Raw genomic sequence first — 13,092 nt, forward strand, 5'->3', positions numbered from 1 at the left:
GAGATGATCATGGGACATTCATCCCTCGAGCATACTACTTATAATACGCTGGTCCCTGTCCTTAAGGGTATGCATTTGAACTTCAAGTTCGCATTTCACTTCAGCACTGAGTAAAATGATTGACTGTCCATTCTGAGCTTCTAGTTGGCAGCAGCAAAAAATTCCTTTGCCGCTTTCTGATATGCTTTATTGTCATCGTGTGTGTAGCGAAAAAGATTAGAGTCTAACAGATACGCCGACATTTATTCGTTGGCTCCCTCCTTACTTGGTCCATAGTCGACAGGACCTTCGCCATCCCAAAGGGCCAAAGCATGATCCGCTAGTTTTTTTGAGCTTTCCAGTTCTTCTCTGCATCCCCTTAGAAAAGTCCCCCAGTTGGAAAGCTTCATGAAAGGTTCAGGTTTAATTCTCCATGTGCTTTTCTCACCGGCAACCTGCTCAGCTTCCCATTTACCGTTTGCACAATGGCGACGTATGACTTGAGGAACTAGACCAGTGAGCCTGCTAACGTCCCGAACTGAAAGATACTCCGGAACACTAGGTGTTACGGGCGTAGGGTCAAAGGAATTTATCTGATCTGCCGAAAGAATCGATGCATCGACTTTTCTAAGGGCTTCCTCAGAAAGCAGAGAGACAATTTGCTCTTCCCGAAGCTTCAGTTCAGACATAAGCATCCTTATTTTTACAAGTGTAATTTCAGCTTCGCTGTGCAGGTGGCGTTAGGTATATTTTGGCAGATTTACATTTCTTAGAAGATTAGACATATCAATCAACCTCCTCACTCCCATCTTAGTATATTAATTTCCAGAAACAAAGGAACAAATAGAACTTTTGGAACCTCATTTATAGTATATGTATGTATTTCATGCTTAAACGTTGAACTGTGGAAAATAAGTACCATGTTAACTTTCTGAGTTAAATTCTCACTTGACAGGTATGAATAAAGGGGTATATGATAACAGCAATCCTTCACTGCTAATTAAATGAACAGTGAAATAATAACCGCGAAAATAATAACCGAGCTGATTGGACCGCCAAAGGCTCCCGAGGATCTTCCCGCATCAGGGGGGATTTCGGGGGCCTTTTATAGTTGGTCTATGAGTGGAAGGCAGGGGAAGAGCATGGATGATAAGCAGTGGGAGCGGCTGCAGGAGGCCGACTATCTGTTCCGCAAAATGGTGCGCAGATTTGTGAAGGAACGCGACCGCGTGAGCGTGGAGGGGATTGCTTTGCCAGGCATGCTGATTCTGCAAAAGATCATCCGCGACGGCGAGCAGCGGCTCGGTGATCTTGCGGAGCAGCTGGATTTCACCTCGGGTGCCATCACGGCGCTAAGCGACAAGCTGGAGGCAGGCGGATATACGGTGCGCAGACGCAAGGAGGATGACCGGCGGACGGTGCTGATGGGCATTACGGAGAAAGGGCGGGAGATGGTGGAGCGCAACAGTAGCATTGGGGAACGATGTATTACGCTTCTGTTCGAAGGGTTCACGGAAGAGGAGCTTGAGCAGCAGAGCCGTTTCTACGAACGGATCATCCGTAATCTGGAGGGATTTTCAGAGACCCTGCTTAAGCTGGCACAGCAGAATGCCGAAACCCCTCTTCTGCGGGCACCTGAACAGAAGCCGCGGACAGCCGCGAAGAAAAATTATCTCAGCTACTGAAGCCACTGAAAACGGAAGCAGCGGCTCACAAAACTTAAGCCAATGTTTCTGAAGCAGGTTTTGTACGAAGCGGCTCAAGGGTGTATACACTACAAAACTTTAAGGAGAGATGATCATGGGACATTCGACGGTATATCCGACAGGAGCGACGGTATATAATCCCGCCAAGGCATGGAGTGGTTACACCGTATTTCAGGCGGGGGACGAAGGGGTTGTGCTGATCGATATGAGCGGCAAGGAGGTGCATTTGTGGCAGGGGCTGATCGGCTTTCCGGCCAAAATCCTCCCCGGAGGCTACGTGCTGGGCAGTACGGGCAGAAGAGATCCGAAATTCGGCATTCAGGACAATGTCGATCTAGTCCAGGTCGATTGGGACGGTAATGTGGTCTGGAAATACAACAGCTATGAGCATATCGAGGACCCGGGCTATGAGCCGCTGTGGTACGCCCGCCAGCATCACGACTACCAGCGGGAGGGAAATCCGGTCGGCTACTATGCTCCCGGTCTTGAACCTTCGGCTAAAAGCGGAAAAACGCTGATTTTAGCTCACAAAAATCTGCATAACCCCCGGATTTCCGACAAGCAGCTGCTGGATGACACAATTATCGAAGTGGACTGGGAAGGCAAAATTGTCTGGGAATGGGCGGCCAGTGACCATTTTGATGAGCTGGGTTTTGACGAGGCTGCACGCAATGTCTTGTTCCGGGACCCCAACACGCGTTCCTTCGGTGATCTGGGCGGCGGCGTAGGCGACTGGCTGCATATCAACTCGGCTTCCTATGTGGGGCCGAACAAATTCTATGATCAGGGAGATGAGCGCTTCCATCCAGACAACATTATCTGGGATGCACGTGAGGCGAACATTATAGCGATTACCGACAAGCGCACCGGGGCTATCGTCTGGCGGCTGGGACCGGACTATTCATTGCCGGAAGTGCAGCATATCGGCTGGATTATCGGCCAGCATCATGCCCACATCATTCCGAAGGGACTGCCGGGGGAAGGCAATCTGCTGGTGTTCGACAACGGCGGCTGGGGCGGATACGGCCTCCCGAATCCCTCCTCGCCTTTTGGGCAAAAGAACGCGCTGCGCGATCACTCGCGGGTACTGGAGATCAATCCGGTGACACTGGAGGTCGAGTGGCAGTATACCTCCGCAGAGGCAGGGTTCTCTGTTCCGACCGATTCCTATAAGTTCTACAGTCCGTATATCAGCTCGGCGCAGCGCCTGCCGAACGGGAACACACTGATTACCGAAGGCTCCAATGGCCGCCTGTTCGAGGTGACGGCGGAGCATGAACTGGTGTGGGAGTATATTTCGCCTTACACTGACCGCAGAAATACGAATATGGTTTACCGTTCCTACCGGGTGCCTTACGCCTGGGTGCCGCAGCTGGCGAAGCCGCAGGAAACTGCCATTGAGCCAATTGATGTATCCACCTTCAGAGTGCCGGGCGCTGCGCCGAAAGGGTCGGATTCTGTAGTAAGTGTAGCGACAACACTGCCTTTTATGGAGGGGGCCGCTTGTGTGGCTACTGCCGATGAGGGCGGCGGCCGGAGAACCAGTTAGAGCCATCAGGAAAATCCATAACGAAGAGGTGCATAATATTGAAAAAGTCATGGTACGGCTCTGCGTTTCTGCTCCTATCCATATCTCTGGTTCTGGTTCTCTCAGGCTGCAGCTCCAGGGGGGACGCGGCGGCTTCCTCTGGGGCGGACAGCGGCAAGCCAAAGGCGCTAAAGATAAAAATTGCCGACATCAATACCAACCCGACCTTCCGGGTCGCGCTGGACAAAGGCATCTTCGCCAAACATGGCATCGATGCGGAGATCGTCAACTTTGGCACTCCGGCGGAAGGTGTGAATGCGCTCTTCATTAAGCAGGTGGATGTCGCCTTCGGCGCTGACTTTCCCGTGCTGAACGCCGTTGCCAAAGGTGAGTATTCCATTATTGCTTCGGCCGGCCAGGCTACGGATCAGGCAGCAGCCGTATGGAAACTGTACGTCAAGAACGATATCAAGTCGGCCGCCGATTTAAAGGGCAAGAATCTAAGCTTCATGCGCGGCACTTTTCTGCCGTACCTGTGGGATGAATACCTGAAGGAGCAGGGCATTGCACTGAGTGATGTGACGCTGACAGGTCAGGGGGCGTTCGACGAAGCGTTCATTGCACTCAAACAGGGCGATGTGGATGCCGCCTGGTTCAGCGGCTCGGCGCTGACCGGCAAGCTGGCCGCGCTTGAAGGTGTGCATGAGCTGACCGACATGTCCCAAACCCCGGTGCGGCTGGGCATGGGGCTTGTGGCCGGGAATGCCTTTGTGCAGGCCAACCCTGACGGAATCGGGCAATTTCTGGCGGCGGTGGACGAAGCTTCGGCATATGCCCAGGAGCATCCCGGGGAAGTGGCCGACCTGATGTTCAAGGAAGTGAAGCAGCCCAAGGAAGCCACGCTGAAGGACCTGCCGGTCAATCCCTGGAAGGTCGGATTTACGCAGGCTGCATATGACAGCCTTGCCGGGCAGAAGAAATATATGGTCGATACAGGCATTATCGAACAGGATTTTGACCTGGACAGCAAGCTGGATCTGGAGCCGCTCAGGAAGGCGCTGCCGGATAAAGTGACGTACACGAAATAACCCAAACTTTAGGAGGTGCCCCATGTCTTTACCTGCCAGGCAGAATGCCATTCATATCGAGCAGCTCCGCAAAAGCTACAGCGAATCTGCGGCCGGGGATGTTCATTACATTATCAAGGATGTAAATCTGGTGATCAAAGGCGGTGAGTTCTTCGTGCTGCTCGGTCCGAGCGGCTGCGGAAAATCGACGCTGCTGAACATGATTGCCGGTTTTGTCTCCAAATCCGGCGGCAACCTGAGGGTGGACAACGTGGAGGTGGATAAGCCCGGCCGGGACCGGGCGGTTGTTTTTCAGCAGGCGGACTCTTCCCTGTTCCCCTGGCTTACCGTGCGTGAGAATGTGGAATTTGGTCTGCGGATGAAGAAGACGCCCAGAGCGGAGCGCCGGGCCATCTCGGACCGCTATATCGGGCTGGTCGGGCTGGACGGGCATGAAGACAAGTTCCCGAAGGAACTGTCCGGCGGCATGAAGCAGCGGGTGCAGCTGGCCCGGGTACTGGCGAATGATCCGGCAATTCTGCTGATGGATGAGCCCTTTGGCGCACTTGATGCGATGACCCGGCGGACGATGCAGAGGGAGCTGGTCCATATTTGGCGCGAGACGCATAAGACCGTTATTTTCGTGACTCATGATATTCAGGAAGCGCTGCTGCTGGGCGAGCGCATTGGCATCATGTCCGTTGGCCCTTCCTCCAATATCACCGATATCTACGACAATGCGCTGCCCTTCCCGCGGGATGTGGCTTCACCGGAATTTTACGCGCTGTACAACCAAATTCAGAGCCATTTTGAAGAATAGGAACGGGGTGTGACCATTAATGAAATGGATAGAGAAAAAATGGGTGTCCGTCTCCCTGCTGTGGCTTGCCGCATTCTGCATCTGGCAGCTTGGCGCCCTATTATATGGCCCTGATGTCATTCCCGGGCCGTGGGCCACGCTAAAAGGAGGACGGGAGCTGATTGAAGACGGCACTTTGATACAGTACATCGGCATAAGCTTTTACCGCGTGCTTGTCGGCTGGGTGCTGGGCAGCCTGCTGGCTGTTCCGGCGGGGCTGATTATTGGAAAGGTGAACGTTATCCGCATTTTTGCCGAGCCGTTTCTGAATTTCATCCGCTTCATTCCGCCGATTGCCTTCATTACGCTGTTCCTGGTCTGGTTCGGCATCGGGGAGCAGTCGAAGATTGCATTGATCATGTATGCGACCTTCTTCATCGTCCTATTGAACACTTTAACCGGTGTAATGTCGGTGGAGGAGGATAAGATCCGTTCGGCCCGAAGCATGGGGGCAAATGAGTGGCAGATTCTGCTGCATGTGATTGTTCCGGCTACGGTTCCTTATATCTTTACAGGTGTGCGGCTGGCGATGGGAACCTCCTATATGGCCATCATCGGCGCGGAAATGATTGCTTCGAACGAAGGTGTAGGCTATCTGATCTGGAATTCACGGCTGTTCTTCCGTACAGACTGGATTTTTGTCGGGCTGTTCTGCCTGGGGTTCATGGGTTTTGCGACAGACCGGCTGTTCGGCTGGTTTGGCCGGAAGGCACTTTATCGCTACGGCGTGGTGAGTGTGGCGGCGCGGAGAAGATAAAGCGGGTGACAATTCTGCCATCTGCGGGCAAAGGTCCTTGACAAATAAATGTTGTTACAGCTACTATAGCTGTGACAACATGTTGAGGACGGTGAGGTTATGCCTGACGGATTTGATTATACAGAGCTGATCGGGTTCCAGATTATCAAGGGCGAGGTGCTGATCAAGCGCAGGATGCTGGCCATTTTTATGGAAAAGGGTTACGATCTGACCTTCGAGCAATGGACCGTGCTGAATGTGCTGTATGCGGAGCCTGGAGTCATTCAGAGCGAGATTGCCGCCAGGACCTTCAAGGACAAAACAAATGTTACACGTATTCTGGATGTGCTGGCGAAGAAGGGATATGTGGCCCGCGAAGCGCATGACAAGGACCGCCGGAGTTTTCAGATTTATCTGACGGCAGCGGGACAAGAAATATTCGCTGATCTTATCCCCCATGTGCAGCAGTTAAATGAACAATTTAAGCGGGACATCCCGGATGAAGAGTTAGCCCAATTCATTCATACCTTGGAGAAAATCTGCCGGAACGCGCAATAAATTTTTTTATACAAATGGTTGTTATAGCTATTATATATATAACTACTAATTTGCGAAAGGAATGGTCAATCATGACGGAACTGACGGTGAAGGAAAGATTCGCATTCCGGTTTATTTTTAATGAAAAGAGAGTGTATCAGCGCTGGTATGGCCGGTTTCTATTATTTGGGACAGATTATGGAAGACTCAGAAGAGTAGTGGCGAGGGTCAGTGATTGGCGCAAGTGGTGTGAGGTCTGGACAGCGGAGGGCGATGAAGTGTACCGCAAAGCGGAAAAGGCGCTCGCGGAAGGCAGCGAGGGTAAGGCCAGAGCCTTGTTCCATGAAGCGGTGGCCTGCTACCATGCGGGTCAGCATATCTTTTTTATTGACAGCCGGCAGAAAGAAGCTGGACAGGAAAAGGCAAGGAACAGCTATGTCCAGGCAATCTCTTTGTATAGCGATACGGAGAAGCCTGTCCGGGTGGATATTCCGTATCGTGGAGTCTCCATCCCGGGCTATTTGCGAAAAGCAGATACGGAAGGCAGACCCCTGATTATTTTTGTGAATGGCATGGATAATATTAAGGAAGCGGAAGGGCATCATTTCGGCTCGGTGTTCAACCGGCAGGGCTTTAACTTTTTTACGTTTGACGGACCGGGCCAGGGGGAGATGTGGAGTTCGCTGAAATTCGATGCCCGGGATTACCATAAGGCGGTATCGGCCGTCATCGACTGGTTTGAACAGCAGCCGCCATGCGGGATCGACCTCGGAAGAATCGGGCTCGTCGGCTTCAGCCTGGGCGGATATTTGGCGCCTGAGGCTGCAGCCCGCGATCCCCGGGTGAAATGTACGGTGGGCAACAGCGGTTTGGTTTATATCGGCGGCATCCGGGGGTTGAAGGAACTCAACCCGATCTGGCAGCGGGGAGTTACCTATATAACAGGCTGTGAAACGCTGGAAGCGGCGCTTCCCCAGTTCAATTATGATATTGAAGACGCTCCGGCCCTGCGCACGCCGCTGCTCTTTTACCATGCGGGCCGTGATGAGGTGATGCCTGCGCCCAAGACCCATGCAGATAAAATGATGAGCTGGGCCAAAGGGGAAAAGACGCTGAAATATATGGAGGATGCGGAGCACTGTACGATGAATTATCTGGATGAGGTTTTTCCGGAAATGCTGGACTGGTTCATGAGGGAGCTGCGCATGCAGCCCGGACAGCTAAGCTCAATATAAAGATACACAGCAACTGCCCGGCGTCCGGGCGGTTGTTTTTTATAGCAGGAGATATCGGGGTTCCCGCAAAGCGCCTGGATCAGCTTCCATATAAAGGCCCCGCTTTGTGGGGGTATTTTACAAATGTTACTATTGCACTTAATGCCTGGCGAACAGTGGCCCCCTATACTTCAGTTGGGCAGAGAACCAGCTTGGATCAGAGATGAAGCCCGCAAATCAGAAATAGGAGTGATAGGGAAATCATGAAAAAGAGATTCACGCAATTCTTGTCCATGGGTCTGCTGTTGTCCTTGCTCGTCCTGTTGCTTGCCGCTTGTGCCAACTCGGAAGCCAAAGCTGATGAAGGGAACGGCAATGCCCCGGCCAAGGAGCTGAGCTTAAGCGAAATTGAAGCAGAAGCTACCAAAGAAGGCGCTGTGGTCAGTGTAGGCATGCCGGATTCCTGGGCCAACTGGAAGGATACCTGGAATGATATTACGGCTAAATACGAAATTACACATACCGATACCGATATGTCGAGTGCGGAGGAGATTGCCAAATTCGAAGCGGAAAAAGATAAGCCGACGGCGGATATCGGCGATGTGGGCATTGCCTTTGGTCCGGTTGCGGTGGATAAGGGGGTAACCCAGCCCTATAAAACCTCCTACTGGGACGAGATCCCGGATTGGGCCAAGGATAAGGACGGCAACTGGATTGTAGGCTATCAGGGAAGCATCGCCTTCCTGACCAATACGAAGCTTGTGGCTAACCCGCCAAAAAGCTGGGAGGATCTGAAGAACGGCAGCTATAAAATCATCGTTGGCGATGTTACCAAGGCGGCGCAGGCGCAGATGGCTGTGCTTGCTGCAGCGGTTGCTTTTGGCGGAGATGAGTCGAATATTGAGCCGGGGATTGCGTTTTTTGAGGAGCTCGCGAAGAAGGGCCGTCTCTCCAATGCCGAGGCTTCACTCGCGAACATTGAGAAGGGCGAAGTGGAAGTAACGCTGCTGTGGGATTTCAACGCGCTGAACTATAAGGATCAGATCGACAAGAGTGGATTTGACGTGGCGATTCCGAAGGAAGGCAGCGTGGTGAGCGGCTATGCGACGGTCATTAACAAATGGGCTCCACACCCGAATGCCGCCAAGCTGACGCGTGAGTACATTCTCAGCGACGAAGGCCAGATTAATCTGGCCAAAGGCTACGCCCGTCCGATCCGTGACAGTGTGAAGCTGCCGGAGGATGTAGCCGCCAAGCTGCTACCGAAAGAGGAATATGTCAACGCCAAGCCGGTTGGCGACTATAAAGTATGGGAAGAAACCGCGAAGAGCCTTCCGCAGCTGTGGCAGGAGCGCGTGCTTGTGCATTTGAACTAACCGCTTCTGGAAGCGGGTTATAGAAGAGATGAAGGGGCGCCTTAGCTGTAGCCTAAAGGCGCCCGCTTGCTATTCCATACGAGAGGAACATGCAGGATGAAACAGAGACAACGCGGCCTGATCCTGGCCCTGGCTCCATTCGTGCTGATGGTGCTGGCGTTTCAGGTAGTGCCCGTCTTTTCCATGCTGACGGGCAGCTTCCGCCATGCAGACGGAGCGGGCTTCACGCTGGACAACTATCGGCATGCCCTGAGCAGTGCCTATTATCTGCAGGCGATCAAGAACAGCCTGCTGATATCCGTCTTCTCCAGCCTGATTGGGCTGGCAGTGGGGCTTGTGTGCGCGTATTGCATCACGCGCTTTGCCCCTGCGGTGCGGGACCGGCTGCTGATGCTGTCCAATATGACCTCGAACTTTGCCGGCGTCCCGCTGGCCTTTGCCTATATCATTCTGCTGGGCAACAATGGCGTGTTCACGCTGCTGTTCAAGCAGTGGGGCTGGAACGTGTTTGACGGCTTCAATCTGTACAGCTGGTCCGGGCTGATTCTGGTCTATGTCTATTTCCAGATTCCGCTGGCTTTACTGCTGCTGTACCCGGCATTCTACGGCATCAGGGAGCAATGGAGGGAGGCGGCAGCTTTGCTGGGAGCAGGGTCCTGGCAGTTCTGGAAAACGGTCGGGCTGCCCGTGCTCTCTCCGGCGATCTTCGGAACGCTCGGCATTCTCTTCGCCAATGCCATGGGAGCCTATGCCACCGCCTATGCGCTGGTTGGCGGCAACTATAATCTGCTGGCCGTCCGCATCGGCTCGCTGGTCGCCGGTGATGTGGTGACCCAGCCGCAGATGGGCAGTACCCTGGCGGTTCTGCTGGCACTGAGCACGCTGCTGGCGGTGTTTCTGAATCAGCGGATGGTGCGGCGGATGGAAGGGTTCGGCGGCAGAAGTCCGGCCAGGCGGGAGCGCAGCAGCGGTTTATTCAGACGGCGCTGGCCCGCTGTCCGGGAGGAGGCAGGACAATGAATATACGTAAGGCGGGGGTTGCCCCGCGTACCTTCATGCTCCTGCTCATGATTTATCTGCTGCTGCCGCTGCTGGCAACGGGGCTGTACGCTTTTGCCCAGGATTGGCAGAATACGCTGCTTCCCCGCAGCTGGACATTAAGCTGGTTCCGCGGCATGTTCCAGGATATCCGTTTTCTGGAGGCGCTGTGGACTTCACTATATCTGTGTATAATCAGCGTGCTGCTCAGTCTCGCCGTTATGCTGCCGGCCGTTTTTGTAATTACAGTGTATTTCCCGCGCTGGGAGAGCTTCATGAAGGGGATTGTCGTTCTGCCTTATGCGGTGCCGGGAGTGGTGGCGGCAGTGGGCCTCATCCGCGCTTATTCCTCCGGCCCCTTCGACATTTCCGGGACCGCTTATTTGCTGGTCGGGGCCTATTTTGTGGTCATACTGCCTTATATGTATCAGGGCATCCGCAACAGTCTGCTCAGTGTATCCGCCGTAGAGCTGCTGAACGCCGCCGAGCTGCTCGGGGCCAGAAGACGGTCCGCTTTTGTAAATGTGATTCTGCCGAACATCTGGCCGGGGGTTATGGTCTCTGCGCTGCTGTCCTTCTCCGTGCTGTTTGGGGAGTTCGTGCTGACGAACATGCTGGTCGGGGGGCACATCCAGACGATTCAGGTCTATTTGTTCCGGCGGGTCGGTGAAAGCGGACATTTGGCCAGTGCGATAGCGATCTCCTATTTTGTATTTATTCTGCTGCTGTCAGCGGTGCTGATGAAGCTGGGGATGAAGATTAAGGGGCAGGCGAAGTAAGGCTTCTTATATAAAAAGGTAAAGTGCGGAGACCTAATATGAAAATCAAAAGTCCAATTTATATAGGGAGGGCTACGGAAATGAACGATTATCTGAAGCTGCAAGGCATCCGTAAAAGGTTTGGCGATGTCCCGGTGCTGGCTGGCGTCGATCTAAATATTGGCGAAGGGGAGCTTGTTACGCTGCTGGGCCCTTCAGGCTGCGGCAAAAGCACGCTCCTGCGCTGCATCGCCGGACTGACCGAGCTGGACAGCGGCAGCATTCTGCTCGCAGACAAGGAGCTGACGAAGCTGCCGCCGCGCAGCAGGGATGTAGGCATGGTGTTCCAGTCCTATGCGCTGTTCCCCAATCTGACGGTCCGTCAGAATGTGGAATATGGGATGCGTATGCGCGGCGTTGCTCCGGCCGCCCGGCGCAGCCGGTGCGAAGAGCTGCTGGCGCTGGTCGATCTCGAAGACAAGCGCGATGTCTATCCGCAGTCGCTGTCCGGCGGACAGCAGCAGCGGGTGGCGCTGGCCCGCTCGCTGGCTGTCCAGCCCAAGCTGCTGCTGCTGGACGAACCGCTCAGCGCGCTCGATGCCAAAATCCGCAAGAATCTGCGCGCGGAAATCCGCGATATCCAGCGGCGGCTCGGCATGACGACGCTGTTCGTCACCCACGACCAGGAGGAAGCGCTGATCCTCTCGGACCGGATCTGCATCATGAACCAGGGGCGGATGGTTCAGGAAGGCTCGCCGGAGCAGCTCTATACTGCGCCGCGCACGGAATTTGCCGCCCGGTTCATGGGCAGCTACAATGTCTTCAACCGGGCGGAGGCGCTCAAGCTGTTCCGCAGAATTGACAGCCGCTCCGACCGTTTCGCCATCCGCCCCGAGGCGGTGACCCTGCTGGCCGAAGGTGAAGCGATCCAGGATGATGCGGATGGCATGATGGATGTGCGCGGACAGGTCCAGGCCGTGTCGATCCTGGGGAATATCATCCGCGCTGCTGTCGTGGCTGAAGGCGTTCATCTTACGGTAGACCTGCTGAATGACGGCCGCTGGCTGCGGGTGCGGGAAGGGGATCGTGTGACCCTACTGCTTGATCCTGCCCATCTGCTGCATCTGGAGCAGGAAGGGGCATAGAAGCAGCTTGTGCGTTAAGGCAGGCTAAGAGTGGGGCAAACCGTGAATCCAGTCCATAACTATTTTGTGTACAGGAGCAATTTGCGGTTACTGGTTGTGGAATGAGAATTTCAGGGTAAGAGCCACTGCAAGCGTATGGTCTACAGCGAGCTAAGATGCTATGGAGGGCGGAGATATTCATGACGGAAACAGCTAACAAGCTTATTGTGGTTGTGCTCGACGGGCTGCGCTATGACGCTGCCCGCAAGTATCTGGGGTACATGGAGCATCTGGTGGAGCAGGGACAACTGTCGTGCTACAAAGTGCAGTCAGAGCTGCCAAGTCTGTCACGTCCTCTCTATGAGGTGCTGCTGACAGGCATACCGGTATCGAGAAATGGAATTACCGCCAATCATATAGTCAGACTGAGCCGTGAGCAAAGTGTGTTCCATCTTGCCGTTGCCGCTAATTTGCGTACGGCGGCTGCCGCATATCACTGGGTCAGCGAGCTGTACAGCTCGGCTCCTTTTCATCCGGTTGCTGACCGGCACCAGCACAATGTACTGAAGCCGATTCAGCACGGCAGCTTTTATTTCGAGGATCATTACCCGGACAGCCATGTATTCGCGGATGCTGAATATTTGCGGGCCGCCTACGATCCGCATTTCCTGTATATTCATACAATGAATATCGACGATGCCGGGCATCGCCACGGCGGGGAAAGCAAGGAGTATGAGATGGCGGTCCGCCGGGTAGACGGCTTGCTCGCCACGCTGCTTCCGCAGTGGATGGAGCAGGGCTATACGGTGCTGGTCACTGCGGATCATGGGATGAATGCGAACGGCTGCCATGGCGGGGTCACACCGGCGGAGCGGCATGTGCCTTTATATGCCTTTGGGGAAAAGGTACTGTCGCCGGAACAAGAAATCCAGGCGCTGCCTCAGCTGCGGCTTGCTCCGTTAATGTGCTATTGCCTTGGCATTCAGCCTTCAGCGGCGATGACTAAAGAGGGGTTGCCGCCTATTGTTCCGGCGATCCCGAGGCAAGAGGAAGCTGCAAAAGGGACAGAATCAAATAGTTTGGCATAGATGCAATTTTAATGTTTTAATACAAAAAAATGTATATCTATCTACGGGATGATTTTGTATAATCTTAAGTATATCAACGATT

At 54.0% G+C, this 13,092-nt stretch carries 13 protein-coding genes; 12 read left to right on the forward strand and 1 reads right to left on the reverse strand.

All coding sequences use genetic code 11. The annotated features are described in order from the left end of the window. Positions 1 to 242: 242 nt before the first annotated feature. Entirely contained in the window at positions 243 to 668 is a 426-nt protein-coding gene (locus JI735_RS10570; protein ID WP_039832290.1) for a hypothetical protein, read from the reverse strand. A 453-nt stretch (positions 669 to 1,121) separates the two neighbouring features. On the opposite strand from JI735_RS10570, the gene JI735_RS10575 reads away from it, so the two are divergent. The 12 genes from JI735_RS10575 (at position 1,122) to JI735_RS10630 (ending at position 13,010) form a co-directional block, all read left to right on the forward strand. Next, positions 1,122 to 1,664, forward strand: coding sequence for a MarR family winged helix-turn-helix transcriptional regulator (locus JI735_RS10575; protein ID WP_039832289.1), 543 nt, complete (start codon positions 1,122 to 1,124; stop codon positions 1,662 to 1,664). A gap of 115 nt (positions 1,665 to 1,779) precedes the next feature. Further along, complete coding sequence (locus JI735_RS10580; protein WP_202677367.1) at positions 1,780 to 3,234, forward strand: aryl-sulfate sulfotransferase; 1,455 nt, start codon at positions 1,780 to 1,782, stop codon at positions 3,232 to 3,234. A 38-nt stretch (positions 3,235 to 3,272) separates the two neighbouring features. Next, on the forward strand, positions 3,273 to 4,301 hold the full coding sequence (locus JI735_RS10585; protein WP_039832285.1) for an ABC transporter substrate-binding protein: 1,029 nt from the start codon (positions 3,273 to 3,275) through the stop codon (positions 4,299 to 4,301). Between the two features lie 22 nt (positions 4,302 to 4,323). Further along, positions 4,324 to 5,100: an ABC transporter ATP-binding protein gene (locus tag JI735_RS10590; RefSeq protein WP_039832284.1), complete on the forward strand. Its 777-nt coding sequence runs from the start codon at positions 4,324 to 4,326 to the stop codon at positions 5,098 to 5,100. A 19-nt stretch (positions 5,101 to 5,119) separates the two neighbouring features. Then, positions 5,120 to 5,896: an ABC transporter permease gene (locus JI735_RS10595; protein ID WP_039832283.1), complete on the forward strand. Its 777-nt coding sequence runs from the start codon at positions 5,120 to 5,122 to the stop codon at positions 5,894 to 5,896. 99 nt (positions 5,897 to 5,995) lie between these two features. Then, positions 5,996 to 6,433 (forward strand): MarR family winged helix-turn-helix transcriptional regulator, encoded by a 438-nt coding sequence (locus JI735_RS10600; RefSeq protein ID WP_039832282.1) that lies wholly within the window; start codon positions 5,996 to 5,998, stop codon positions 6,431 to 6,433. Between the two features lie 71 nt (positions 6,434 to 6,504). Then, the gene (locus tag JI735_RS10605; protein WP_202677368.1) at positions 6,505 to 7,647 is read left to right on the forward strand and encodes an alpha/beta hydrolase family protein; all 1,143 of its coding nucleotides are present in this window, start codon (positions 6,505 to 6,507) and stop codon (positions 7,645 to 7,647) included. A 242-nt stretch (positions 7,648 to 7,889) separates the two neighbouring features. Continuing rightward, positions 7,890 to 9,002 carry an ABC transporter substrate-binding protein gene (locus JI735_RS10610; RefSeq protein WP_039832278.1) on the forward strand — a complete coding sequence of 371 codons (1,113 nt, stop codon included), beginning with the start codon at positions 7,890 to 7,892 and terminating at the stop codon, positions 9,000 to 9,002. Positions 9,003 to 9,098: 96 nt separating this feature from the next. Further along, positions 9,099 to 10,022, forward strand: a complete 924-nt coding sequence (locus JI735_RS10615; protein WP_202677369.1) for an ABC transporter permease — start codon at positions 9,099 to 9,101, stop codon at positions 10,020 to 10,022. After that, positions 10,019 to 10,819, forward strand: coding sequence for an ABC transporter permease (locus tag JI735_RS10620; RefSeq protein WP_202677370.1), 801 nt, complete (start codon positions 10,019 to 10,021; stop codon positions 10,817 to 10,819). Before JI735_RS10615 ends, JI735_RS10620 begins: the two co-directional genes overlap by 4 nt. Before the next feature lie 80 nt (positions 10,820 to 10,899). After that, on the forward strand, positions 10,900 to 11,943 hold the full coding sequence (locus JI735_RS10625; protein ID WP_020433539.1) for an ABC transporter ATP-binding protein: 1,044 nt from the start codon (positions 10,900 to 10,902) through the stop codon (positions 11,941 to 11,943). A 179-nt stretch (positions 11,944 to 12,122) separates the two neighbouring features. Beyond that, positions 12,123 to 13,010: an alkaline phosphatase family protein gene (locus tag JI735_RS10630; RefSeq protein WP_039832274.1), complete on the forward strand. Its 888-nt coding sequence runs from the start codon at positions 12,123 to 12,125 to the stop codon at positions 13,008 to 13,010. Positions 13,011 to 13,092 lie beyond the last annotated feature (82 nt).

Source organism: Paenibacillus sonchi, from assembly GCF_016772475.1.
GTDB classification, from domain to species: domain Bacteria; phylum Bacillota; class Bacilli; order Paenibacillales; family Paenibacillaceae; genus Paenibacillus_AQ; species Paenibacillus_AQ sonchi.

Bases quoted from the DNA above. Each gene is read 5' to 3' on its own strand.
- JI735_RS10570 (WP_039832290.1), bottom strand. From the start codon at position 668: ATGTCTGAACTGAAGCTTCGGGAAGAGCAAATTGTCTCTCTGCTTTCT.
- JI735_RS10575 (WP_039832289.1), top strand. From the start codon at position 1,122: ATGGATGATAAGCAGTGGGAGCGGCTGCAGGAGGCCGACTATCTGTTC.
- JI735_RS10580 (WP_202677367.1), top strand. From the start codon at position 1,780: ATGGGACATTCGACGGTATATCCGACAGGAGCGACGGTATATAATCCC.
- JI735_RS10590 (WP_039832284.1), top strand. From the start codon at position 4,324: ATGTCTTTACCTGCCAGGCAGAATGCCATTCATATCGAGCAGCTCCGC.
- JI735_RS10595 (WP_039832283.1), top strand. From the start codon at position 5,120: ATGAAATGGATAGAGAAAAAATGGGTGTCCGTCTCCCTGCTGTGGCTT.
- JI735_RS10600 (WP_039832282.1), top strand. From the start codon at position 5,996: ATGCCTGACGGATTTGATTATACAGAGCTGATCGGGTTCCAGATTATC.
- JI735_RS10605 (WP_202677368.1), top strand. From the start codon at position 6,505: ATGACGGAACTGACGGTGAAGGAAAGATTCGCATTCCGGTTTATTTTT.
- JI735_RS10610 (WP_039832278.1), top strand. From the start codon at position 7,890: ATGAAAAAGAGATTCACGCAATTCTTGTCCATGGGTCTGCTGTTGTCC.
- JI735_RS10615 (WP_202677369.1), top strand. From the start codon at position 9,099: ATGAAACAGAGACAACGCGGCCTGATCCTGGCCCTGGCTCCATTCGTG.
- JI735_RS10620 (WP_202677370.1), top strand. From the start codon at position 10,019: ATGAATATACGTAAGGCGGGGGTTGCCCCGCGTACCTTCATGCTCCTG.
- JI735_RS10625 (WP_020433539.1), top strand. From the start codon at position 10,900: ATGAACGATTATCTGAAGCTGCAAGGCATCCGTAAAAGGTTTGGCGAT.
- JI735_RS10630 (WP_039832274.1), top strand. From the start codon at position 12,123: ATGACGGAAACAGCTAACAAGCTTATTGTGGTTGTGCTCGACGGGCTG.